The organism is Microbispora siamensis (genome assembly GCF_016863095.1).
Lineage (GTDB): Bacteria > Actinomycetota > Actinomycetes > Streptosporangiales > Streptosporangiaceae > Microbispora > Microbispora siamensis.
On record NZ_BOOF01000029.1, the window covers coordinates 163637 to 186484 of the forward strand.

Sequence of the window (22848 nt, forward strand, 5' to 3'; positions counted from 1 at the left end):
GACGGCCTGCGGCGCTACGCCACGCGCGGACATATCCGCCCCCCGGACACCGGGGAGTTCGACGCCCGCTGCCGCCGTCATCGTGGACAAGGACCAGGTCCTCACGCGTGGGGAGGGAGAGGGAGAGGGCTCGGCGCAAGCCCTGTTCGACGCCATCGCCAGGGCGGCTTCGCCCGAACCGGGTTCGCCCGCGCCGGGTTCGCCCGCGCCGGGTTCGCCCGAGCCGCATGAGGAACGACCGGACCCCACCCCTTCAGAGTCGGAGGAACTGATGGGCTGGGCGCTGAAGGAAGGCGAACCCATCCCCGTGCCGAATCCGGGCACTGGAGGTGCGAATCCGCGCCTGCTGTCGGCGCTGCTCACGGATTTCGGTCCGGCGCACGAGTCGGATGCGACTCCGGGGGCGGTGGTCGGCCTGCCGGCCCCCGTCGGCGACGCGTCGCTGTTCATCGGACTTCGGGTGATGAGCAGCCCCCTGCACGGGCCCTCCCTGTGTGAGAAATGGACCTCGGGGACATGGAGCACCGTGCTGCGGGACTTCGACCAGCGAGGCGTGTGGATCGCGGCGACGCAGTTGACGAACCCGCCGGATACGAGGGACCCACTCATGTTCGGCGAATCCATCATCACCGGGCCGGCCGAGATGCTGGACCACCTGGCTGACACCGGCGGCGTGGAGTCGTGCCGGAGGCTGAAGGGGACCCGGGTCGGCACCGGAGCGGTGGAGCCGTTCCCCGTGCCGCCGCTGGGCACCAGGTCCTTCGCCTTCCGCATCACCGGCAGCCGAAAGGTCCCCGTCTGGCAGTGGGCCGAGGTGGTGCAGACGCCGCGTTACGTGCTGGAGATCCGGATTCCCGGGCAGTGGCCGAAGCCGCGCATCGACCCCGCCGTACTGCTGCCGCGCATCGCCGAGGCCGCGTACGCCAGGGCCGAGGCGGCCCTGGGATAGCGCAGCGCTAAGCCAGAAGCGGGCCGAACAGGAGCCGCTGCAACTACAGTAGAAGAGAAGGCAGGACGAAGTGTCCTAGTCATTGTTCCCGATCCTGCTTTTCTCTCCGACCCATCCGTGACCTATCCAGTCGCCATGGCCGACTGGACCGGCACGGGAATAGCAGGAGATACATTCGTCAACAACGCCGCATATCCCAACGGCTCTGACAACGATATATTGAATCGAATTCTCGTGGGCAAGTCGAATAGCGGGACTGTGACTTGGCGAGGCTACATCCGATTTAACGTTCCACCACCCCTTCTGGGCGGCACCGCCGTCAAGATCCACGCCAAGCGGATCGCGGACGCCTTCGGGGCTGCGCCCCGCGCTAAAGGGGGCGGCGTCAGCAACTGTGTTCGAAGTCGGTGATGACGGCTACTTTGGCGCCTGACGGTGTCGACGCGTCGAAAGCGTACCCCAGCCACTCCTTGACGAGCCGACGGGCCAGATGGAGCCCGATAACGCGCTGCCCCAACGCGAGAACCTGACAGTCGTTGGACAGGATTGACCGCTCGACGCTGTAGGAGTCGTGAGCGACGGTGGCCCGGATCCCCGGGACCTTGTTCGCCGAGATCGCCATGCCGATGCCGGTGCCGCAGACGAGCACCGCACGATCGGCCTCGCCCGCAGCGACCTTCTGCGCGGCGGCGAGCCCGATATGCGGGTAGCTGTGCTCGTGAAGTGTGCCCTCGTGGACGCCGATGTCGATGACTTCCGCAACGCGCGGGTCCTGGTTGAGATCCTCCACGATGGCCTGCTTGTACTGGTAGCCGGCGTCATCCGAGCCTACGACTACGCGAAAACCCACGAGGGGTGCTCCCTTCAGATGTTGCATGTGTCTGACGCCTTGAGCGCGTCCGCCGCGGCTGTGAGCACGATGCCCATGGAGACGGCGCCCGGGTCGGGCGTGCCGAGGCTGCGTTCGGCGAGCGGCCGGGCGCGTCCGATTCCGGCGACCAGGTTGGCGGTTGCCGCAGCCGCCCGCACCGCCTCATCCGCGGCCTGAGCCCATGCCTGCGCCACCGGGCGGCGCTCCGCGACGGCGCTCTCGAGCGAGGCGACGAAGGGGAAGAGAGCGTCCAACAGCGTCTTGTCGCCCACCTGGGCTTTGCCGATCCGTTGCACGGTCTCGGCTCCGTCGCGCAGTGCGGTCGCGAGACGCTCGGGGGTGACGGCTTCGGTGTCCCCCAGCGAGACGCCGACGGTCGTGAGCAGGATGCCCCACAGGATGCCGCTCGTGCCTCCGGCGCGATCGCCGAAGGCATCGCCGGCGGCCCGCAGCACCGACCCGATGCCACTGTGCTCGGCGCGCTGTGCGGCGGACAACGCCGCCTTCATGCCGCGGACCATTCCCGTGCCGTGGTCGCCGTCACCGGCGACCGCGTCCATCCGGCCCAGCCGCTCCTCGTTCTCGATGACGGCGTCGGTCATCGCGGCCAGCACCTGACGGGCGGTCGTCGCCGCCTGCCGTGATACCTCCGTGGACGCTGCCTCGCCAACCTCAAGGTGGTCGTCGGTGTCGGCGCGCGCCACTGGCTCGAACGACGGGAAACCGGAGGGGGCGCCGCGGCGCAAGGACGCGGTGTCGACCGGCGCGGCCCACAACGCCTCGAGCTCATCATCGAGCCAGGTCAGGGAGACGGAGCACCCTGCCATGTCCAGGCTGGTGACCAGTTCGCCCACCTCCGGCAGCACGAGGGTCAAGCCGGCCTCATGGAGAAGCCGGTCCACGTGGCCGTAGAGGACGAGCAGCTCCTCGTACTTGGTCGCGCCGAGGCCGTTCACGATCACAGCGACCCTGCCGTCGGCACTCGCCGGGCGCTCCTCGAGCAACGAGCTGACGAGCGCGGTGGCCAGATCGGCGGCGGGCATCCAGGGTGCGGAGCGGACACCAGGTTCCCCATGGATCCCGAGCCCGAACTCCATCTGCCCGTCGGTGACCGTGAACAGCGGCTCTTTGCGCCCGGGTAGCGTGCAGCCACCGAACGCAACTCCGTAGGAGTAGGTTGCGTCGTTAGCGGCGGCCATGACCCGCTCGACCGCGTCCAGGTCATATCCACTGTCAGCAGCAGCACCGCCGATCTTGTAGACCGTGGCGGTGCCCGCGATTCCCCGGCGCTTGTCCTTCTCCCCAGGGCCGGCCGACGCGATGTCATCGGTGACGTAGACGATGCGGGTGTCGACGCCGCCGGCGATCAGCCGCTCCCGAGCGGCGGCGAAGTTGAGCCGGTCACCGGCATAGTTGCCGAAGGCGAGCACGATTCCCGCGCCCCCGTCGGCCGCTCGGGCCACCCGATAGACCTGCTCGGCGGATGGCGACGTGAATACATCGCCGAGGACACAGCCGTCCGCGAGCCCACGACCCACAATCCCGGCGTACGACGGATAGTGACCCGACCCTCCACCCACGACGAGACTGACCTTTCCCTGGCGCGGGCCGCCGTTTCTGACGAAGCCCGACGCACCGGGGACGCGGGAGGCGTAACGCGCGTACGCGGCAGCGAAACCGTCGATCACGTCATCTTTGAACCGTTCTGGATCGTCATAAAGGAACGTCACCGTTAACTCCGCTCATTCATCTGTTTCAGAAGAAGTTGGTCCTGATATTTCTGTCGAGGGCCAGGCAGCACGGCATGGGGGGACGGCCACAGCCGCGTGGCCTCCGGAAGCAGCGCGCCCACAGGGGCGACCCGATATTTGATGCCATCCGCCTTCCACTCGTCCGACACGGCCGGGTCGGCACCGGAATCGGTGATGGCGAGGTCGAAGACGTCCAGCGGGGCGACGAGGTGCAGAGCTACGCGCCCGAGTTTGGTATGCTCGACGACACCCATTTGAGCAACCGCCGACCGATCACGCGGCCATTACCGTGCCAACCCCTCATGACGGCACAAATCGCGGTGGTTGAACTCAACTGTTGTCCATTTGCGGGCTAGTGCGCGCACCTGCACTGTGCACCGGCTCGGAGTCAGGAACGGGGGAGCGCCTCACCTGGTACGTTGCGCTCGTCCGCGCCGCCGTCATGTGGATGTTCTCGGGAAGTGGATGCAATCGCGAGCACGCGCCAAGGCGGGACCGGCGAGAAACGCTCAGTTGGAAAGCCTGGCTTGGTCCAACCACGCCAGTGAGCCGGCGATGAGCTGGACCGCGCACTCCTCGACGGAGGCGAGCTCGACCCGTTCGTCTGCGCTGTGCAGCCCCTCGCCGTGTGGTCCGAGGACGATCGCCGGCGCCCAGCCACCGCCGTGCACGATTTTGGCGTCGCACACCATCGTCCCCGCACGGCTCGGACCGCCTACGGCTCCGCTCTCGGCCGACCATCGGAAGGCACGCACCAGCTCGCTGTCGGCACCGATCTCACCACCTCGGTGACCGCCCGGAGGAATTACCACCTCCACGCTGATGTCGTCGGCATCGCCCACGGCCGCACGCACCCGCTCGGTGATCTCGCGAGTGGCCTCTTCCTGGGTCTCGCCGGGCAGGATCCCCATCAGCCCTCGGAGCGTCGCGTGCTCGGCCCGCGTGGCCAGCCACTCGCCGCCGGAGGCGAACCCCACGTTGACGAATCCGGGCAGGTCGTCGGCGTCGTACCCGCCGAGGGCGTGCGCGCGGGCCGTCCGTTCCAGCTCCAGCTCCGCGAGCGCCGTCAGCACCCGGCCCATGGACGGGAATACGCTCGTCCCCCAAGACCTGCGCAGCATGCCACCGGCCCGGCCGCCCAGCTGCACCTGGAAGGACTGGATTCCGACATGCCTGTGCACGACCCGCAGATCGGTCGGCTCGGCGAACACGACCGAGTCACCCACATGGCCCCGGTGCATGCACGCCAGTGTGCCGTTCCCGCCGGACTCTTCCTCCACGACACTGCACAGCCGTACCGATCCCGGGCCGTCCCAGTGCGTGGCGATGTATCGGAACGCGAACGCCGCGGCGATCAGCCCTGCCTTCATGTCCATCGCGCCCCGCCCGTACATCCAGCCGTCGCGCACACTCGCCTCGAACGGTCTGGTCGTCCACGCCTGCCCGTCGGCCGGGACGACGTCCACATGCCCGTTCAGCACCAGCGACGGGCCGGAGGGCCTTCCGTGTGTGAACGCGACGCAGGCCAGCTCTGGGAGGACCTCGGCGTACCGGGGGTCGCGTTCTACCAGCGGCACCCACAGAAGCTGGTCGTCGACGGGCGCCCGCAGCGCTTCGACCGCCTCCCAGTCCGGTGTCCACCGGTCTACCACGATGCCGTCCCCGGTGTCGGCGATCTGCTGCACGATGTCCTGGACATCGTTCTGCTCGATCGAGCAGGGCAGGCTCGGCAGCGCGATCGCGTCCGCCAGTGAATCCCTGATCTCGGTACGGAACGCGGCGATCCACGACCGCGCGTCGCCCTCCACATCACGCCGAATAGCGGTGGACATCGCTCAGTCCCTCTCTGCGGCGATCCGAGCCTCCCAAGCCGGATCGATGATCTTCTTCACGATGCCGTTCCGTTCTCGCTCGTCACCGAAACCCGCGCGAACCGCGTTGCGTATCATTCGGTGAGCCTCCGCGGTGGTGAGACGGTGGATATCGGCCACGGCGGCCAGTTCGCCGCTCATCGACACTCCCGAGATCAGACGGTTGTCAGTATTCAGCGTGACGTTGAAGCCGCTCCGCAACAGACGCGCCACCGGGTGCCCAGCGATCGAGGAGACGGCGCCCGTCTGCATGTTCGACGTCACTGCCAGTTCCAGACAGCGCTGGGTGTCACGCAGGTACGTCGCGACGGCGCCGAGGACGTGCCCTGGCGCAGCTTCATCCTTCGGCACCTGTTCGGCGATCGCGACACCGTGGCCGATCCGTTCGGCTCCGGCGGCCAGCGCATCCGCGATGGAAGACACCGGGCCCTCCTCTCCGGCATGGATCGTGATGTGCAGCTGCCCCTCACGCGCCGCCGAGAGCGCCGCAGCGTGCGGCGACGCGGGCCAGCCGTTCTCCTGCCCGGCCAGGTCAACCCCGACCAGCCGGTCGTCTTGGCGGCGCCGTCGCACGGCTGCCTGAACCACCTCCTCCACGTACCGGTCAGTGCGGAGGGCGCACAGGATCGTGTTCACCACGATGGGTTCGCCTGCTGGTGTCCGTACCCGCCTCGTCGCGGCCTCGATGCCGTCCTGCACCGCCTCCACCGCCTCCTCTAGCGGCAGGCGCCGCACGCGGTGCTCCTCGGGCGCGAAACGCAGCTCGGCGTACACGACACCGTCAGCGGCCAGGTCCTCCACCGCTTCGTACGCGACTCGACGCAACGCCGACGCCGTCTGCAGCATCGGCATGATGTGCTCGAAAGTGGCCAGATAACCCGGCAGGCCGCCGTTTGCCGACTCGGTGAACCACCTCGCCAGCCGGGTGGCGTCTCCGGCCGGCAGCGGGTGCCCGATCTCGTCGGCCAGCTCCAGCAACGTCTGCGGCCTGACACCCCCGTCGAGATGGTCGTGCAGTACGGCCAGCGGCAAGCCGGCGAACCGGCTGGTCCACGGATCGGCCGCAGCATCCGTCATCGCTCCGCCTCCGCTGATGAAGGCGCGGCCATCGAGGAAACGGTAGCCACGAAGTCCGCAATGAAGCCATCACGGTCCACGACCTCCACGACCTCGACCAGCGGCGCCCGCATCAACGTCTCCGCGAGCTCCCCCGGCCGCCTGCGCCGATCGGCCACCGTCGCTCCGCGGCACAGCCCGGGGGCCAGCTCGATGGCCATCGGATAGCTTTCGGCCCGCGTGACCAGGTGCGGCAACGCCACCACGCCAACCGTCAACGGGGAGTGCATTGCGCACGCGTACTCGCCCAGGCGGTGGCTGTAGAACTCCATGTAGTGGGGTGCCACGGCTGCGACGAGCTCAGCCGCAGGGGTGTCGCTCTTCCTGACCCGCTCCAGGTCCGCCTCTCGGAACAGCGTGTCGTCGGTGACGTCAAGCGGGACCAGTGTCACCGGAACCCCCGACTCAATGACAATCTGGCCCGCCTCGGGGTCGTGCGCCACGTCCGCTTCCGCGAGCGGGGACACGTTGCCCGGCCACCCGACCGCGCCACCCATCCATACGACCCGCTTGATGCGGCCCGCCGCCGATGGGTCCAGCAGCAGAGCGATCGCCACGTTGGTCAGCGGCCCGAGCGCGATCACCTCCAGCTCGCCGGCGTACCGCTTGGACAGATCAACGATCAGCTGGGCGGCGCCGCGCTCGTCGAGGGTCACCTCCGAGGGGCGCAGCCCGCTGTTGCCGAAGCCGTCCGCGCCGTGGATCTCCGGCCAGAACAGCGGCGTCCCGAGCAGCCCCTTTGCGGCGCCCTGCGCCAGGGGGATGTCGTTCCTCCCGAGACGTTCGAGGATGACTGCCGTGTTGCGGGTGACCTGCTCGACCTCCGTATTGCCGAACACGGTGGTCAGACCGACAACGTCGAGCTCTGAGCGCCCCAGCGCGTAGATGACCGCGAGACCGTCATCGACCCCGGTGTCGGTGTCGATCAGGACAGTGCGAGCGACCATGATGCCTCCTGGTGAAGAATCGGATCGAAGAGAGCGGGTGAGCACGTCGGCGACTGCTGTTGCGGCGCGGTGGATGGATGAGACATTACGGTCACGACACGCCGCCTATGCCGCGCCGCACGCGGCGTAGCCGCTGACCGTTGAGGAACAGCGCGAGCAGGATCGCCACGTACGGGATGGACAGCAGGATTTGCGTGCTGAAGTTCGTCCGGACTTGGAGGACGGTGGCCACCGCGTCCAGAACCCCAAACAGGCTCGCCGCGACGAACGTGCCGACGGGAGTACGTGCCCCGAGATACATCGCGCCCAGTGCGATGAACCCTCGGCCGGCCACCATGTCACGGACGAAGCCGTGCGTCGTCGACAGCGAGAGCTGGGCCCCGGCCATACCGCACAGCAGTCCGGACAGCAGCAGCGCGGCCCATCTGACCCGGTTCGGTCGGAGGCCCGACTCGACCAGCGCGCTCTCGCTCTCCCCGGCGGCGCGGATGTAGAGGCCGAGGCGCGTCCGGTGCCACAGATACAGTGTCGCCGGCAGCGAGATCAGCGCGAGCCACACCACGATCGACTGGCCTGACAGAGACGCCAGGACGGGGACGTGCTCGGCGCCTGGAATAGCGATCTCCGGGAGGCTGCCCTGCGGGATCCCGGAACTGTCGCCGGTACGGCCGGTCAGGCTGTACAGCACCAAGACGGTACCGCCGGTGGCGAGTAGGTTGACGGCCAGACCGGCCAGGATGAGATTGGCCCGGAGATGCAGGTGGAAGATCGCCAGTATCGCGGCGAGCAGGGATGCGACCACGATCGCGGCGAGCAGCCCCACCAGCCCGAACCCCGAGTATCCGGCACCGAGTACGGCAGCCAGCGCGCCGAACAGCATCATGCCCTCGGACGCGATGTTCACCACGCCGGCCCGGTCGGCCAACAGGCAGCCGGTCGCGGCGAGGACATAGGGGGCGGCGTTCTGCAGGATCGTCGACAGCAACATGTCAGCTCCCCGTCCTCTGTGATGAGGCGGCTGCCCTCAGCGGAGCCGGACCAGGGATCACCGGCCCGCCGTGCGCGGGTCGCCGCCGCCCCGCCCGGTGGCGGATCCAGGCGAGCGGGGCGCGCGCGGTGACGGCAAGGATCAGGAACCCCTGGAGGGTAGTGATCACCTCGCGAGGGATACCGCTGCTGAGCTGCGCGATGTCACCGCCGGTCCGGATGTAGCCGTAGGCGACGGCCGCTAACGGGATCAGCAACGGCCGGTTCGCGGTGAGCAGGGCGACCAGGATGCCGTCGAAGCCGATGTTCGCGCTCAGCCCGACGATCAGCCGGTGCGTGCTGCCCTCGGCGATCACTGCACCGGCCAGCCCCGCGATCAGCCCGGACAGTGCCATCGACAGCCACACCGAGCGGCGTACCCGCATACCGGTGGCCTGGGCGAACGGCACGCTCGCGCCCACCGCGCCCATCTCGAAGCCGGTCTTCGTCCAGTTGATGAGGTACCAGACGGCCACGCAGCACCCGATCGCGAACGGCAGGGCGAGCCCGATGGTCAACTGCCCGATCCTGAGGGAGGGCAGGAACGCCGCCGGATCGAAGAAGTCGCTGACCGGGTACCCCGCGCTGGCCGGCTGCAGGTACCGGTTGATCAGCAGCGCGAAGCCATACGTCGCGACGTAGTTCAGCATGAGTGTGCTGACGATCTCGTCCGAGCCGCCGTACGCCTTCATGAGGCCCGGGACGAGACCGAACAGGAATCCGGCCAGAGCCCCCAGGGTGAGGCCGACGACGAACACGCCGGGAAACGACGGCAGGTGGAGCACCGCCGCTCCGGCGGCGAGCGCGCCGACGAGGATCTGACCTTCGGCGCCGAGGCTGAACTGGCCAGCGCGGAACACCATGGCGACCGCTGCCCCGCTCAGCATCAGGTTGGCGGAGTCGCTAAGCCATTGGCCGGTGCGGAATGAAGAGGTGAACGGCCCGGAGAGCAGGCTGCCCAGGGCCGCCGCCGGATCGTCAGCGGACATGGCGAGAAGGACGAAGATCACGATGATCGCGAGCGCGACCGTGGCCGCCAGCCTTCCACCGCCCCGCAACACCGCCCTGCGCCACGCTCCGGACTGCCTCGGTACCACTGCGATTGTTTCCGACGCGCTCATCACGCGCCCCCGCCGGCGGCAGGAGGCGCGACGTCCGCGGGAGAAGCCGCGGGAGAATCTGCCGGGCCGTCCTCGGCCGAGCCGAGCATCAGCGCGCCGATGATCTCAGCCGTCACTTCGTCGCCGTTCACGAGATCGGCGACGAGCCGCCCCTCATGGAACACACAGATCCTGGAGCTGATCGCGAGCACTTCGTCGACATCGCTGGACAGCACGAGGATCGCCGTGCCCTCGCGGGCGGCGTCCGCGAGCGCCTCGTGGATCCTGGCCGCGGCGCCGATGTCGAGTCCCCGAGTGGGCTCGGCAACGAGCAGCACCTTCGGCCCGCGCGAAATCTCCCGCGCCAGGACCACCTTCTGGATGTTGCCTCCGGACAGCCGCTCGGCCGGCTGCAGCGGCCCGGTGCAGCGGATGTCGAAGTCTTCGATGAGCCGGACGGCTTCAGACCGCATCCGGGACTTGTCCAAGCGGCCGTGCCGTCGGTACCCGCCATAGGTGATGCGATCGGCGAACATGTTGTCCACGATCGGGAACGCGGGCACGACGCCCGCGGACAAGCGGTCTTCCGGAACATAGCCCAAGCCGGCGGCGCGGGCCCGGCGGTGCGTCCACCGTCTCAGGGCCACACCCCCGATCTCGATCCGGCCCGCCGTCACCGGTCGGATCCCTGCGATGCCCTCCAGGAACTCGAGCTGCCCATTGCCGTCGACGCCAACCAGGCCGCACACTTCGCCCTCTCGGAGGTCGAGGCTGACGCCGTGCACGGCCTCCCTTCCCTGGGATCCGGTGACTGATAGGCCGGTGAATGAGGCCGCCTTCGGCGCCGTCGGCAGCGGAGCTGGGGCCCGCCGCGCCGTCACCGGCCTACCGCCGACCATCAGCTCCACCAGCTGGGCCGTGTTGAAATCCGCATGCCGACCATGCCCGACGACGTGTCCGCGGCGCAGGATCGTCACGTCGTCAGCGAGCTCGGCGACCTCGCTTAGCTTGTGCGTGATGAACAGCACCGTCGTCCCGGCTTCCGTGAGCCGTCGCACCGCATCGAACAGGGCACGGCGCTCCTGGGGCGTGAGCAGCGCGGTCGGCTCGTCCAGGATGAGGACCCGAGCCCCCCGGTAGAGGGCTTTGAGGATCTCGACCCGCTGCTGCTGCGCGGTGCTCATCCGGGCGACCGGGCGTTTCAGATCGACGTGCAGGCCCATGGCGTCGCTCAGCGCACCGATGCTGTCGAGGATCTCCCGTTTGTCGATGCGCCATGGCCTGCCGGGCTCGACCCCCAGCGCGATGTTCTCGGCCGCGGTCAGGCTCGGCACCAGGCCGAAGTGCTGGAAGACCATGCCGATGCCGTGCGCGACCGCGGCCTTCGGGTTGGGCAGTTTGACCGGTACGCCGTCGAGCCGGATCTGCCCCGAGTCGGGCTGTTCGACGCCGTAGAGCATCTTCATCAGCGTGCTCTTCCCGGCGCCGTTCTCCCCGAGCACCGCGTGGACCGACTGGGAAGTCACCCGCAGGGACACCTCGTGGTTGGCTGTGAGCTGCCCGTAGGCCTTGCTGAGTTTGACCGCTTCCAGCCGGTACGGGGGGCCGGTCGGCGGTTCCCCAGCCCCGTGCGGCTCAACGGTCGCTAAATCATGGTTCGTCATGAGCACTGAGAATCCGCTACCTATCGAGGACCGAGTCGTAGCGACCATCGGCCATCTCCGTCGTGATCTTCTCTATCTCTCCCCGGACGGGCTCCGGGACGTACTTGAGATAGGGCTGTGATTGCGCTACGTAATTGGTCTTCTGCTTCGCTCCGAACCTCACCGTGGTGCCCAGGGGCAACGTGCCCGCGGCGGCCTTTTCCACTGCGTCGGCCAGGGACGTGTCAACCGAGGTGACCGCACTCGTCAGCACAGCTGTCTTGCCGTTCACCATCGGATCGTCCGCCTGAGTCAGGCTGTTGCCGATGGCCCACACATCGTGCTCCGCCGCCGCCTGGATCACGCCCTTGTCGGTTCCACCGGCGGCGGTGAACAGGACATCGGCGCCATCGCTGATCATCTGAGCGGCGAGGTTCTGGCCCTTGACCGGGTCGGCGAAGGATCCCGCGTACCCGGAGAGCACCTTCAGCGACGGGTTGGTCTGCGCCACCCCGGCCTTGAAGCCGTTGATGTAGTCCTGGATGACGGGGATGTCCTGGCCACCGATGACTCCGACCGTGTTGCCCGAGCCGATGCGCTCGACACCCCCGGCCTTGTGCAACAAGCCGGCGAGTGCGCCCGCGAGGAATCCGCTCTCGCTGTAGCGGTAAAGGATGGAGTAGATGTTGTGGCACCCGCACTCCGCCGGGGTGGACTCCACGTCGTAAAGGACGAAGCTCTTCTCCGGGTGGGCCTGGGCCGCCTGCTCGACGATCTGCTTCATGCCGTACGTACCCACAATGATCACTTGGTCGTCACCGCCGGCGACGTCGTTGAGCGCCGGCGCCCACTTACTCGGATCGGGGCCCGTCTCCACGGTGCGTACCTTCAGCCCGAGTCTGACGCCGGCCTCCTTTACACCCGTCTGAGAGTTGTCGAAGAAGCCGCCGTCGCCGAGTTGCCCGGGGATGAACAGCGCGACCGCAGGTTTGCCGGGATCACCGCCGTCGGCCGAGCCGTTCGACGCCGGGGAACACGCCGAAAGGAGGCATACCAAGGCCACCCCCAGACCTTGAAGGGCGCGTGTGCGTCTCCTGAACATGGATGTCCTCCTCGAAGCCGTGCGGCGTGTCGCCACCCGGCCGGTTGTGCTGGGGTGTCGTGGACGAATGGATGCGGTCCGGTCGTGCCGGAAGGGAAGGCGCCGGGACGTGGGCGCCGCCGGAGGTCATTGCGTCTCCAGGAGGGACGTCAGGTAGCGCAGGCCGCGCCGCTGGCTCCACAGCGCGTCGCCGCCGTAGTGCTCGACGCAGATCGGTCCGGTGTAGCCGGCGTCGGCCGCCATGCCGAGCGCGAGCCGGTAGTCGATGTCGCCGCTGTCAAGATCGGTCGGCCAGGCGAGATACGGGCCGTCGGGGTAGACCTCGACGCGCCGGTAGTTCTTGACGTGCCAGTAGTTCATATGCGGCAGGACACGGCGGAACGTTTCCAACCAGGTCTCCGCGAGGCGGGCGGGCAGGCGATAGAGGTTGGCGAGATCGGCGTTGACGCCGAGGTTCGGCGCCCCCACGTCCTCGACCAGCCGGGCCGCTCCAGCGCCGGTGCCCAGCAGCGTGTCCTCGTACAGTTCGAGGGAGAGCCGCACACCGCGGTCCGCTGCGTACGCGGCGAGGTCGGCCACCAACGGCACCGCGGCGTCGTAGGCCGCCGGATCGTCACGCGGCCCCGGGACCGTCCAGAAGGCCCACTGCCGTTGCAGCTCCGTCAACGGCCGGTGAAACCCGATCGACAGCACCGGCGCGCCCAACTCCGCCGCCGCGTCGATGGATTTCCTGGTGTGCGCGACGTTTGCCGGGCCGTCGACCGGATCGATGACGCTGCGGCGGATTACCGAGATGCCCACGAGGCCGAGCTGAAGTTCGGCGAGGACGTCGAGCAGGATGCCACGTTCCGAACGGCTCAGGTCCGCAGGCGACAGCCACGTGTCGACCAGGTCGACGTGACGGAATCCGGCATGGGCAAGCGAGCCCAGATCCGCTCGTATGGTCTCGTGGTCCAGCGTGCCGGGCGAGCGGCGGGGCAGCGGCAGCATGCTGCCGGCGATCGCCGGAGTGAAAGCGGCCCTCTTCGACCGGCGATGGTCGGTATCGGTGGCAGTCAATTGGTTCCTCCCTGGGCGGTTTTATATTGGTAAGACAGGACAGGCCAGAAAGTCAACAGCCTGTCACTCGTTTCCGATGGCGCCCATACGGACTGCGGGACCGGGGATCCGCGTCCACACGGCCCGCGACGGTCGCGCCTCTTCGTCGCCGTTGACCGGTAACAGCCAGGTGGGAGGGCGGGATCCACGGCCTGGCCCTGGCGTGGCCGTGCACCGTCGGGTCCGCGCAACGGCCCGGTCCACGCCCAGAAGCCTGGCGCCACATCCGGCGTACTGGTATTACATGTAAGACCAAATTTCCAGTGTGATGGAGAGCAGATGAGCGGTTCAGGGCACGTACAGGCCAGCGGGTCGGGCTATGAAGCCCGGACGAGGCTGTCCGAGGGCGCATTCTCCGCGGCCAGGCGATCCCTGCCCACAGGGGTCTCGCGGCAGACGCTGGTCTATCGCCCGTACCCCCTGTTCGCCGAGCGCGGGCAGGCGCAATACCTGTGGGACGTGGACGGCAACAGGTATCTCGATCTGGTCAACAACTACACCAGCCTGATCCACGGACACGCGTACCCGCCCAGCGTGGAGGCGGCGGTGGCACAGTTGCATGCCGGCGGCGCGCTCGGCGCGCCCACCAGGCTCGAATTGGAGTTCGCCGAACTGCTCAGGCACAGGTTTCCCGTGGTCGAGCGGCTTCGCTTCGCCCTGTCGGGAACGGAGGCCGTGATGTATGCCCTGCGCGTCGCGCGGGCCCACACCGGACGGCAGCGCGTCCTGAAGTTCGAAGGCGGATTCCACGGCGGCCACGACGAGGTTCAGTACAACATCGCCCACCCGCCGATGGCGGCGGGGACGTTCCGGGCGGGCGAGCCCAACAGCGCCGGGCTTCTCGATCTTCCGACCCTCGTTGCGGTCTACAACGACGTGGAGAGTGTCGAGGCGGCGTTCGCCGCGCACGGAGAGGAGATCGCCGCCGTGATCGCCGAACCGTTCCTGGGGAACGCCGGCCTCGTGGCCGCGGCTCCCGACTTCCTGAACCGCGTCAAGGAGATCGCACACGCCCACGGCGCGCTTTTCGTCCTCGACGAGATCCAGAGCATGCGCCTGACCGAAGGCGGCGCCCAGCGGATCCACCAGGTCACACCGGATATCGTCACGCTCGGCAAGATCATGGGTGGCGGCCTTCCGCTGGCCGCGTTCGGCGGCGCCTCGCACCTGATGGACGCGCTCGACGGGTTCGCCCCCGAAGTCCCCCAGACGGGCACCTTCAACGCCTTTTCCGCCTCTCTCGCGGCCGGCTTGGCGACGATGCAGGCGTTCGACCGCGACGCCGTCGCCCGCCTCAACCGGGAGGGCGAGCGGCTGCGGGCCGGCGTGCGGCGCGTCTTCCGTGACCGCGACATCCCAGTCACCGTGAACGGGCAGGGATCGATGTTCAACGTCATCGTCAGCGACGCCCCCGTCACGACGTACCGCGAATGGCGTCAGGCGCCCACCGAGCTGTGGTCCGCCGTGCGGATGCGGCTTCTCGCCGCCGGGATGTACATCACCGCCCGCGGCACGGGCTGCCTGTCGACTGCGATGAGCGGCTACGACGTCGATACCTTCCTGGAAGCGCTCGCCGACGCCGTGGCGGGCGCGAAGCGAGACAAGGAATCAGCGAGATGAACGCAGAACCGCTTCGCACCGTGCCGTACGCGGACGACACGCCACCAGTCGTCCTCATCACCGGATCGGGAGCTGGAATCGGCGCCGCCTGCGCCGGTTGGTTCGCGGAAAGCGGGTGGCTCGTCCTCGGAGTCGACCTCGGTGCCGCACCCCTGCCGCTGGACCTGTCGCGGGGCCACGTCGCCATCCGGGGCGATGTCACGGCCGACGCGACCTGGGCGGAGGCGGCCGAGCGGCTCGGCGCCATGCCGGGACGGCTGCGCGCCGTCGTCAACAACGCCGCCCATCAGCTGGAACTACCACTGCTGGAGACCAGCGTCGAGGACTTCAGCCGCGTCCTGGACGTCAACGTGGTCGGGATGTTCCGCGGGCTGCGGTTCGCGGACGCGCACCTGGCCGACGGCGGCGCCGTCGTCAACATGGGCAGCATCCTCGGGTTCACGGCCGACCCGGTCCTCGGCGCGTACAGCGCTAGCAAGGGCGCCGTGATCAATCTGACCCGTGCGGCGGCCCTCGCTTTCGCGCCGCGCGGCATCCGGGTCAACGCGGTGTGTCCGGGCGCTGTGCGCACCCCGTTGACGACCCGGGTGTGGGACCTCGCCGACGACCCGGACCAGGCACGGCGTCAGATGGAGAGTCTCTACCCGCTGGGGCGCATCGCCGAGCCCGGCGACATCGCCGAGCTGGTCGGCTTCCTGGCCGGTCCGGCCAGCCGCTCCATGACCGGAAGTCTCGTCGTGGCGGACGGTGGTCTGACCGCCACCAACGCCGAGTACGCGTTTACCGCCGGTCTGCGGTGAAGGCCAGGCCGGCGACGGTCCGGCTCGACAGGTCCACGTCCTCGACAGGAGGTATCGCATGCCAGGAAATCAGTCGTCGCCTCGGATCGTCGATCTCACCATGCCACTGGAACCGGATATGCCCGCCTATCCAGGCGAGCCTTCGGTACGGTTCACCCCGTTCACAACCATCGAGCGGGATGGCGTCGCGATGGCGTCGGTGGGGCTGTTCAGCCAGATCGGCACGCACGTGGACGCCCCCGCCCACTTCGTGCCCGGCACCCGGACGGTCGAACGGCTCGACCTGGCCAAGTGTGTCGGCCCCGCGACGATGCTGCGCCTAGGGACACTCGCGCCGGGCAGCGTGATCGGCGCGTCGCACCTGATGCCTTTCGGCCCCCGGCTTGGCGCGGGCGCGCGTGTGATCCTTTCGACTGGATGGAGCTCGCGCGCCGGCACCGCGTCGTACTTCCAGGACTGGCCGGTGCTCGGTGAGGACGCGGTACACCTGCTGGACGAGGCTGGCATCGACTTCCTGGGACTCGACACCCCGTCGCCCGGAACGGACATCACCAACGTCCGACTGCATTCCCTGCTGTTCAGAAGGGAGATCGTATTGGCGGAATGCCTGGTCAACGTCGATCTGCTGCCAGACAGGTTCGAACTGATCTGTCTACCGCTGCCGCTGGCAGGGCTCGACGGCTCCCCCGTCCGTGCAATCGCCCGCGTCTAGAAACGTGCCGTGGTGTCTCCGGGCCGGAGGGTCTCACCCCGATCCGGAGACACCACGTCACACGCCGAGCAGTGCCCGAAGAAAGCGGCGGTGCTCGTCGTAGAGTCGGGTGCAGGCGGCAATGGCCTCGTCGAGACCGCCTTCCGCGATGCCGCGGGCCAGCACCTCGTGATCGGCGAGTATGGCGCGTGACATTATGCGTCCGTGCGGCGACACCCGGATGGTCTCAGCGATCTGCCGTTCCATCCCGTCCCACAGCTGCAACAGCATCGACGAGCCGGAAGCCGCGATGATCGTGCGATGCAGCTCACGATCCAGCGCCTCGGTGGGGAGCCTGTTGGCCACCGCCTCGGTCAGAGCCGCGAGCGCCCTGCCCACGTCGTCGCGCAGCTCATCACGGGCATTGCGCTGGGCCAGCCGCAGTGCGCCGATCTCCAGCACCTCTCGTACGTTGACGACGTCGATCAGCCCTCCGGGCGGCAACTCGGGCTCACGCGCGCTGTGGGTATCCACCACGAACGTTCCGCGACCGGCCTGCACCTCGATCACGCCGAGGGTTGTCAACATGCTGAGAGCCTCACGGATCACTGGCCTACTGACATTGAACTCCTCTGTCAGCTGGCGCTCCGATGGCATACGGGAGCCAACGGGGTAGCCCCCCTCGCGGATCCGGCTGAGAAGCTCATCCGCTATGCGCGATGGCCGCGGCGTATGGCGGGAGCTGATACGGCCTTCTGGCACGTTGATATTGCTCATCCTTCAGTCCCCTGACCGGTGCGATGCATTACCACTTTCAAGCTGTGTTTTGTCATACCTGTCATACCACAATTGGGGCGTCATGCGCGGAAGGTCGGCGTTGCGGAGGGCGCCCAGTGCGCCTGCATGGCACGACCGTCACCCTTGATATTTGGCCTTACCTGTAATACCAGTATACCTGCGCAGGCTCAGCTGCCAGCAACGGCGCAGGAGTTCTGACGCCAGCGCCCGAACCTCTCCCCCATATGACGACTTCCTACTAGGGCCTGTACGGAGTTGAGATCATGCTGTTGTCCATTCAGCTCCATCGGAGCCGTTGACGCTGGAGATCATCTCGTCGTGGCGCCTGGTGACCTCACCGATGACGAGTGGTTCTTGATCGAGCCCCATCTGCCGTTGGGTGAGCGGGGCCCGATCCCGGACCTGCGGCGGCAGTTCAACGGGGTGATGTGGCGGTTCCGCACGGGCAGTCCCTGGCGGGACCTGTCGTCGTAGACCCCGAACTGCTTCAGGAGTTGGAGCAGGTCGTCGAGGAGGAAAAGGGGCTTCGTCAGCGAGCAACGCAGGTGGCGACGACGGAGGTGGACGCGATGAAGACGGGGACGGGGACGGGGCTCAAGCCGTACGCCGACGTCTGCGGCTGCGGCGTCGTGCACGGCTGAAGGCGGCCGGGCTGGGCCGGTCGCGCGGCGGGCTGACAGCAAGGTTCACCTGTCCGCTGACCGGCGCTGCCGTCCGCTGTCCTTCGTCGTGACGCCCGGTCAGGCCGCCGACAGCCCGCAGTTTCGGGCGGTCCTGGCCGGTATCAAGGTCTGCGGTCGCGTCGGCCGCCCGCGTACCCGCCCTGACGCGGTGGCGGCCGACAAGGCGTACTCCTCTCGAGCAAACCGCGCCTACCCGCGCCGACGCCGTATCCGAGCGGTGATTCCGGAAAAGGCCGACCAGGCGGCCAACCGCAAGAAACGCGGGTCACGCGGCGGCCGCCCGGTCAGCCACGATCCACAGCCGTACAAGGAACGCAACACGGCCGAGCGCTGCATCAATCGGATCAAGGAGTGGCGCGGTCTGGCCTTCCGCTTCGAGAAGACCCCAGAGAGCTATCTCGCCGGCCTCTACTTACGAGGAGCCATCTTGTGGATCCGTAGCCTTCGGCCCGCCTAAAGATCCGAACTCCATACAGGCCCTAGCGCTGGGCCGCGAGCCACTCGTCGAAGCTGGTCGGCGCGATGCGGGCGCCCTCGCCGGGCAGCAGCACGTCGCCGGCCATCTCCGTGCCGAAGAGTCCGGACCAGGTCGGCACGAGCTTGACCGTCCGGCCGCGTGCCGCGTAGGTGCGCCGGGCCATGTCGACGAGGTCCTGGGGCTCGGGACCGGCCACGTCGGCGTAGCGCCCCCGCGGCTCGCCCACCGCGATCTCGGCCAGGACGTCGGCCACGTCCGCGGGCGCGATCGGCTGCACCAGCAGCGGTGCGATCGTGGCGACGCCGTCCTGCTCGGTCCACCCCGCCACCATCTCGGCGAAGTCGTGGAACTGCGCGACCGGGACGATCGTGTACGGCACGGAACCGGCGGACACCAGGCGCTCCTGCTCCCGCTTGCCGGCGTAGTGGGCGTTGCCCTCCACCCGGTGGATGCCGATGATCGAGAGCAGCACGTGGTGGCGGACGCCCGCCCGCTCCTCGGCGGCCAGCAGGTTCCTGGTGGTCGTGCCGAAGTAGGCCACCGACTCGTCCCGGTCGGTCGCCTCTGAGCTGATCGCGTCGACGACCGCCTCGACGCCGTCCAGGGCCTTGTCGAGCCCCTCGCCCGTCATCAGGTCCACGCCGAGGGAGCGGCTGATCCGTACGACGTCGTGCCCGTTCCGTTCGAGAGCGGCGACGGTGAGCGACCCGATGTTCCCGGTGGCGCCGGCGACTGCGATGCGCATGGTTTCTCCTTCGCTAGACGCCTCGGATGCTATCTCGGACAAAATAGATCCGCAATCTCTCCAATACACTGGAGGGCATGAAGCTGCCTGCGAGCACCGAGTGGGTGTTGCACTGCGCCGCCACGCTGGCGCAGCTCGAGCCGGGAGCCAGCGCGTCGGCGGCGCAGCTCGCGGAGTATTACGACGTTCCGGCGCCCTACCTGGCCAAGCAGCTGCAGGCGCTCGTCAGAGCCGGTGTGCTGGCCGCGATGACGGGCCCCCGCGGCGGGTTCCGGCTCGCCCGGGCGGCCTCCGACATCACGATGCTGCAGATCGTCGAGGCGGTCGACGGCGCCTCCTCACCGTACGAGTGCCGCGAGATTCGTCAGCAGGGACGGGGGGCGCTGCCTCCCGAGGACTGCCGGCGCATCTGCGTCATCGCCGACAAGATGGCCGAGGCGCACCGCGCGTGGCGCAGCAGCCTCGCAGGGGTCACGCTCGCCGACATCCTCGCCGAGCTGCCCTCATGGGCGCCTGCCCGCACCCGGTCACGCCTGTCGGCGACACGGTGACCTCAGCGGCCGGCGAGGAGTTCGACCACGGGGGCGAGGGCGTCAGCGAAGAAACCGTTGACGGTGATGTAGGACAGGCCCAGCTCGTCGCGGCGGCGCAGCAGTGTGTCGGCCATCTCGCGGGGCGAGCCGCGCAGCACGGCGGCGGCGTCCGCCGACGTGGTCCTGAGCCCCTCGGGCACCCACGGGGGCGGTTCGTCGCCCACCTGGAGCAGGTTCATGCTCAGCTCGATGTCGTCGAACCTCGCCCCGGCCAGTTCGCGCAGCGTGCCGACAGGCCCGCGCAGGCCATCCTCCGGCGTGTCGGCCGGTACGGCGAGCGCGACGATGTCCGCCTCCTCCGCGGCCAGTGCCAGCATGCGGCGGCCGGCGCCCGCGATCAGGATGGGCGGCCCCTGACGCTGCACGGTGGTCCTGCTCCCGGCGAAGGCCGCCCGCACCTGGCCGATCACCGACCGGACCAACGCGACGCGCTCGCCCGCCGTGCCGTACGGCATGCCGAGCGCCCGGGCCTCCTCCTCGGCGGCGGGGCGGCCCGCTCCCACGCCGACCTCCAGCCGTCCGCCGGACAGGAAGTCGAGCCCGGCGAGCTCGTGCGCGAGCTGCCGGGGATTGCGGTAGGGCGCGGCCAGCACGAACGTGCCCACGCGCAGCCTCGTCGTGACGGTGGCCGCGGCGGTCATCGCGAGCAGCGGCGGCAGCGTCCCCAGGGTGTCGGGGACGAGCAGGGTCGAGTAGCCGAGGTCCTCGGCGCGGCGGGCCGTCGCCGTCCACGCGGCGGCGTCCTGGGCCAGACCGGCGACGATCCCGAAACGGAATTCCTTGCTCATGCCGCCGATCCTCGCCGTTCCGGCCGGTCCCGTCGTCCTCCCGCCGGAGGCGGACCCGGTACTCCGGGGGGCGTACTCAGACGGTCTCGAGCGCGGCCGCACGCTCCTGCCGGGAGACGCGGGCGGAGCGGACGCTGTCCCAGGTGAAGACGCTCAGTGCGAGCCAGACGACCACGAACCCGGCCCACCGGCTGACGGGCATCGTCTCGTGGGCGATCAGCACCCCGCACAGGAACTGCAGCACCGGAGCGATGTACTGGAGCAGGCCGATGACGGTGAGCGGAACCCGCAGCGCGGCGGCCGTGAAGAGCATCAGCGGCACCGCGGTGATGAGGCCGGACACCACCAGGAGCAGCGCGTGGCCGAGGCCGTGGCCGGCGAAGGTCCCGGTGCCGTTCGACTGCAGGACGAGCAGGTAGCCCAGGGCCGGTACCAGCAGCACGAGCGTCTCGACCGTCAGGCTCTCCGCGCTGCCCACCCCCGCCGCCTTCTTGATCAGCCCGTACGTGCCGAAGCTGACGGCGAGCGCGAGGGCGATCCAGGGGAGACGCCCGTAGCCGAGCGTCAGGATGATGACCGCGAGCGTGCCGAGCCCGACGGCGATCCACTGCCACAGGCGCAGCCGCTCGCGGAAGATCAGCACTCCGAACAGCACGCTGACCAGGGGGTTGATGAAGTAGCCGAGCGCGCTTTCCACCACGTGACCGGCGTTGACGGCGTAGATGTAGACGCCCCAGTTGACCGAGACCGTGACGGCCGCGAGGGCGAGGAGGATCAACTGGCGGCGCGTCATGGCGCGGATCCACGACCAGTGGCGGCGTACGGCGAGGACCGTGACCACCACGACCAGCGACCAGACCATCCGGTGGGCGAGGATCTCCACGGCGCCGGACGGCTTGAGCAGAGGCCAGTAAAGAGGGAACAGGCCCCACATCGTGTAGGCGGCGACGCCATAAAGGACACCGCGGCGCGTATCAGGCATGAACCCCATCTTCGCTGCTTACCTAGATTCAGCACAAATAAGGGTCTCTACGTCTGAGGTTTAGCGGCGCTTATGTCAGGAACAAGCTCGCCGGGTGTCTGGTTGGTGATGGCAGAGCGGAAGGAAGGTGCGTGATGGGCTGGCTGTTCGGCACAGACAAGACGACGATGGTGGACCCCGCGGACGCCCTGCCGGGCCGTGCCGAGGTCATGCCGGTGGCCACCCGCCACCAGGTCCTCGGCGGGCCGCTGGCTCCGCCGTACCCCGAGGGTACCGAGATCGCCGAGTTCGGGCTGGGCTGCTTCTGGGGTGCCGAGCGCAAGTTCTGGCAGACCCCCGGGGTCGTCTCGACCGCCGTGGGCTACGCGGGCGGCTACACGCCGAACCCTACGTACGAGGAGGTCTGCACCGGCCTGACCGGGCACACCGAGGTCGTCCGGGTGGTCTTCGACCCGGCGGAGGTGTCGTACGAGGAGCTCCTCAAGGTGTTCTGGGAGGCCCACGACCCCACCCAGGGCATGCGCCAGGGCAACGACGTCGGCACGCAGTACCGGTCGGCCATCTACACCCACGGTCCGGAGCAGGCCAAGGCGGCCGTGACTTCCCGGGACGCGTACCAGGAGGTGCTCACCAAGGCCGGGTACGGCGAGATCACCACCGAGATCGCCCCCGCCGGCGATTTCTACTTCGCCGAGGATTATCACCAGCAATACCTTTTCAAGGTGCCGAACGGCTACTGCGGCCTCGGCGGCACAGGAGTCTCCTGTCCTGTGGGCTTGACGGCAGGCGAAGCCTGATCGATCGTGTGCGGGGCGTGCATTTGGTCGCCCGGGTCCAGCGCTGGGCACTATCTGCTCAGCGCTGAGTCCTCGTTGCGGGGCTTCGCTTCGCTCGGACTTCTTTCGAGGGGGATCCCGACTCAACCCTGCGCTCTTGGGATTGCCAGAGGGAGCGCCACCATGCCAGGCGATGGGCGGACTCCTGTGGGAAGACGCTCTGAACAAGAGTAATCACTAACGTCAGCGCGATCAGGACCACCATTACTCCCCAGGGCGGGCGCGCCGGCGATACCGAGGCCGAGAGGCCCGCCAACTCCTGCCATCCCCGCGAGCGTACGTCCGAAGGCAGCCTCTTTTGCAGTCTTGGCAGGTGACGCTGTCATCGAAAAATCACCACGCCTTCCAGCAATTGCTCGG

General features: G+C 68.4%; 22 protein-coding genes and 1 pseudogene. 8 read left to right on the plus strand and 15 right to left on the minus strand.

Going from position 1 to position 22848, the window contains the following annotated elements; all coding sequences use genetic code 11:
* Positions 1 to 82 precede the first annotated feature (82 nt).
* Positions 83 to 949: a hypothetical protein gene (locus Msi02_RS24395; RefSeq protein WP_204050410.1), complete on the plus strand. Its 867-nt coding sequence runs from the start codon at positions 83 to 85 to the stop codon at positions 947 to 949.
* 385 nt (positions 950 to 1334) lie between these two features.
* Here Msi02_RS24395 and Msi02_RS24400 read toward each other — a convergent pair whose 3' ends face one another.
* The 11 genes from Msi02_RS24400 to Msi02_RS24450 all read right to left on the minus strand — a co-directional run bounded on the left by Msi02_RS24400 (position 1335) and on the right by Msi02_RS24450 (position 13435).
* The gene (locus Msi02_RS24400; protein ID WP_204050411.1) at positions 1335 to 1799 is read right to left on the minus strand and encodes a ribose-5-phosphate isomerase; all 465 of its coding nucleotides are present in this window, start codon (positions 1797 to 1799) and stop codon (positions 1335 to 1337) included.
* 14 nt (positions 1800 to 1813) lie between these two features.
* Positions 1814 to 3550 carry a dihydroxyacetone kinase subunit DhaL gene (dhaL, locus tag Msi02_RS24405; RefSeq protein ID WP_204050412.1) on the minus strand — a complete coding sequence of 579 codons (1737 nt, stop codon included), beginning with the start codon at positions 3548 to 3550 and terminating at the stop codon, positions 1814 to 1816.
* Between the two features lie 2 nt (positions 3551 to 3552).
* On the minus strand, positions 3553 to 3825 hold the full coding sequence (locus tag Msi02_RS24410; RefSeq protein WP_204050413.1) for a hypothetical protein: 273 nt from the start codon (positions 3823 to 3825) through the stop codon (positions 3553 to 3555).
* Positions 3826 to 4080: 255 nt separating this feature from the next.
* Positions 4081 to 5403, minus strand: coding sequence for a M20/M25/M40 family metallo-hydrolase (locus tag Msi02_RS24415; protein ID WP_204050414.1), 1323 nt, complete (start codon positions 5401 to 5403; stop codon positions 4081 to 4083).
* A 3-nt stretch (positions 5404 to 5406) separates the two neighbouring features.
* Positions 5407 to 6519 (minus strand): adenosine deaminase, encoded by a 1113-nt coding sequence (gene add, locus Msi02_RS24420; RefSeq protein WP_204050415.1) that lies wholly within the window; start codon positions 6517 to 6519, stop codon positions 5407 to 5409.
* Entirely contained in the window at positions 6516 to 7505 is a 990-nt protein-coding gene (locus Msi02_RS24425) for a nucleoside hydrolase (RefSeq protein WP_204050416.1), read from the minus strand. Before Msi02_RS24425 ends, add begins: the two co-directional genes overlap by 4 nt.
* 91 nt (positions 7506 to 7596) lie before the next feature.
* On the minus strand, positions 7597 to 8493 hold the full coding sequence (locus Msi02_RS24430) for an ABC transporter permease (protein WP_204050417.1): 897 nt from the start codon (positions 8491 to 8493) through the stop codon (positions 7597 to 7599).
* Position 8494: 1 nt separating this feature from the next.
* Positions 8495 to 9592 (minus strand): ABC transporter permease, encoded by a 1098-nt coding sequence (locus tag Msi02_RS24435; RefSeq protein WP_204050418.1) that lies wholly within the window; start codon positions 9590 to 9592, stop codon positions 8495 to 8497.
* A 59-nt stretch (positions 9593 to 9651) separates the two neighbouring features.
* Positions 9652 to 11295, minus strand: coding sequence for an ABC transporter ATP-binding protein (locus tag Msi02_RS24440; RefSeq protein ID WP_204050419.1), 1644 nt, complete (start codon positions 11293 to 11295; stop codon positions 9652 to 9654).
* Positions 11296 to 11311: 16 nt separating this feature from the next.
* The gene (locus Msi02_RS24445) at positions 11312 to 12376 is read right to left on the minus strand and encodes a BMP family lipoprotein (RefSeq protein WP_204050420.1); all 1065 of its coding nucleotides are present in this window, start codon (positions 12374 to 12376) and stop codon (positions 11312 to 11314) included.
* A 126-nt stretch (positions 12377 to 12502) separates the two neighbouring features.
* Entirely contained in the window at positions 12503 to 13435 is a 933-nt protein-coding gene (locus tag Msi02_RS24450; RefSeq protein ID WP_204050421.1) for a sugar phosphate isomerase/epimerase family protein, read from the minus strand.
* A gap of 318 nt (positions 13436 to 13753) precedes the next feature.
* Between Msi02_RS24450 and Msi02_RS24455 the strand changes: the two genes are divergently transcribed.
* From Msi02_RS24455 to Msi02_RS24465, 3 genes are read left to right on the plus strand one after another with little or no spacing between them, the layout of a single operon-like run.
* The gene (locus Msi02_RS24455) at positions 13754 to 15094 is read left to right on the plus strand and encodes an aspartate aminotransferase family protein (RefSeq protein WP_204050422.1); all 1341 of its coding nucleotides are present in this window, start codon (positions 13754 to 13756) and stop codon (positions 15092 to 15094) included.
* Positions 15091 to 15894: an SDR family oxidoreductase gene (locus tag Msi02_RS24460; protein WP_204050423.1), complete on the plus strand. Its 804-nt coding sequence runs from the start codon at positions 15091 to 15093 to the stop codon at positions 15892 to 15894. The genes Msi02_RS24455 and Msi02_RS24460 overlap by 4 nt, the downstream gene beginning before the upstream one ends.
* A 58-nt stretch (positions 15895 to 15952) precedes the next feature.
* Positions 15953 to 16606, plus strand: a complete 654-nt coding sequence (locus Msi02_RS24465; protein WP_204050424.1) for a cyclase family protein — start codon at positions 15953 to 15955, stop codon at positions 16604 to 16606.
* Positions 16607 to 16663: 57 nt separating this feature from the next.
* Here the strand turns inward: Msi02_RS24465 and Msi02_RS24470 are convergent, their stop codons facing one another.
* Positions 16664 to 17362, minus strand: coding sequence for a FadR/GntR family transcriptional regulator (locus tag Msi02_RS24470; protein ID WP_204050425.1), 699 nt, complete (start codon positions 17360 to 17362; stop codon positions 16664 to 16666).
* A gap of 339 nt (positions 17363 to 17701) precedes the next feature.
* Between Msi02_RS24470 and Msi02_RS24475 the strand changes: the two genes are divergently transcribed.
* Both Msi02_RS24475 and Msi02_RS24480 read left to right on the plus strand, forming a co-directional pair.
* Entirely contained in the window at positions 17702 to 17857 is a 156-nt protein-coding gene (locus tag Msi02_RS24475) for a transposase (protein WP_204050426.1), read from the plus strand.
* Positions 17858 to 18058: 201 nt separating this feature from the next.
* Positions 18059 to 18523, plus strand: a pseudogene (locus tag Msi02_RS24480) (transposase); the annotation flags it as partial.
* 22 nt (positions 18524 to 18545) lie between these two features.
* On the opposite strand, the gene Msi02_RS24485 reads toward Msi02_RS24480, so the two are convergent.
* A complete protein-coding gene (locus Msi02_RS24485; RefSeq protein ID WP_204050427.1) occupies positions 18546 to 19289 on the minus strand; it encodes an SDR family oxidoreductase in 744 nt (247 codons plus the stop codon).
* A 77-nt stretch (positions 19290 to 19366) separates the two neighbouring features.
* Here Msi02_RS24485 and Msi02_RS24490 point away from each other — a divergent pair, with 77 nt between their 5' ends.
* Positions 19367 to 19840, plus strand: coding sequence for an RrF2 family transcriptional regulator (locus tag Msi02_RS24490; RefSeq protein ID WP_079315506.1), 474 nt, complete (start codon positions 19367 to 19369; stop codon positions 19838 to 19840).
* Positions 19841 to 19842: 2 nt separating this feature from the next.
* Here Msi02_RS24490 and Msi02_RS24495 read toward each other — a convergent pair whose 3' ends face one another.
* Positions 19843 to 20670, minus strand: a complete 828-nt coding sequence (locus Msi02_RS24495; RefSeq protein ID WP_204050428.1) for a TIGR03621 family F420-dependent LLM class oxidoreductase — start codon at positions 20668 to 20670, stop codon at positions 19843 to 19845.
* A gap of 76 nt (positions 20671 to 20746) precedes the next feature.
* On the minus strand, positions 20747 to 21652 hold the full coding sequence (gene rarD, locus Msi02_RS24500; RefSeq protein ID WP_204050429.1) for an EamA family transporter RarD: 906 nt from the start codon (positions 21650 to 21652) through the stop codon (positions 20747 to 20749).
* 134 nt (positions 21653 to 21786) lie between these two features.
* Between rarD and msrA the strand changes: the two genes are divergently transcribed.
* Positions 21787 to 22449 (plus strand): peptide-methionine (S)-S-oxide reductase MsrA, encoded by a 663-nt coding sequence (gene msrA / locus Msi02_RS24505; protein WP_239108665.1) that lies wholly within the window; start codon positions 21787 to 21789, stop codon positions 22447 to 22449.
* Positions 22450 to 22848: the final 399 nt, after the last annotated feature.

Excerpts from the sequence above, each read along its gene's own strand:
- Msi02_RS24410 (WP_204050413.1), bottom strand. The coding sequence starts at position 3,825 with ATGGGTGTCGTCGAGCATACCAAACTCGGGCGCGTAGCTCTGCACCTC.
- Msi02_RS24415 (WP_204050414.1), bottom strand. The coding sequence starts at position 5,403 with ATGTCCACCGCTATTCGGCGTGATGTGGAGGGCGACGCGCGGTCGTGG.
- add (WP_204050415.1), bottom strand. The coding sequence starts at position 6,519 with ATGACGGATGCTGCGGCCGATCCGTGGACCAGCCGGTTCGCCGGCTTG.
- Msi02_RS24425 (WP_204050416.1), bottom strand. The coding sequence starts at position 7,505 with ATGGTCGCTCGCACTGTCCTGATCGACACCGACACCGGGGTCGATGAC.
- Msi02_RS24430 (WP_204050417.1), bottom strand. The coding sequence starts at position 8,493 with ATGTTGCTGTCGACGATCCTGCAGAACGCCGCCCCCTATGTCCTCGCC.
- Msi02_RS24440 (WP_204050419.1), bottom strand. The coding sequence starts at position 11,295 with ATGACGAACCATGATTTAGCGACCGTTGAGCCGCACGGGGCTGGGGAA.
- Msi02_RS24445 (WP_204050420.1), bottom strand. The coding sequence starts at position 12,376 with ATGTTCAGGAGACGCACACGCGCCCTTCAAGGTCTGGGGGTGGCCTTG.
- Msi02_RS24455 (WP_204050422.1), top strand. The coding sequence starts at position 13,754 with ATGAGCGGTTCAGGGCACGTACAGGCCAGCGGGTCGGGCTATGAAGCC.
- Msi02_RS24460 (WP_204050423.1), top strand. The coding sequence starts at position 15,091 with ATGAACGCAGAACCGCTTCGCACCGTGCCGTACGCGGACGACACGCCA.
- Msi02_RS24465 (WP_204050424.1), top strand. The coding sequence starts at position 15,953 with ATGCCAGGAAATCAGTCGTCGCCTCGGATCGTCGATCTCACCATGCCA.
- Msi02_RS24470 (WP_204050425.1), bottom strand. The coding sequence starts at position 17,362 with ATGAGCAATATCAACGTGCCAGAAGGCCGTATCAGCTCCCGCCATACG.
- Msi02_RS24485 (WP_204050427.1), bottom strand. The coding sequence starts at position 19,289 with ATGCGCATCGCAGTCGCCGGCGCCACCGGGAACATCGGGTCGCTCACC.
- Msi02_RS24490 (WP_079315506.1), top strand. The coding sequence starts at position 19,367 with ATGAAGCTGCCTGCGAGCACCGAGTGGGTGTTGCACTGCGCCGCCACG.
- Msi02_RS24495 (WP_204050428.1), bottom strand. The coding sequence starts at position 20,670 with ATGAGCAAGGAATTCCGTTTCGGGATCGTCGCCGGTCTGGCCCAGGAC.
- rarD (WP_204050429.1), bottom strand. The coding sequence starts at position 21,652 with ATGCCTGATACGCGCCGCGGTGTCCTTTATGGCGTCGCCGCCTACACG.
- msrA (WP_239108665.1), top strand. The coding sequence starts at position 21,787 with ATGGGCTGGCTGTTCGGCACAGACAAGACGACGATGGTGGACCCCGCG.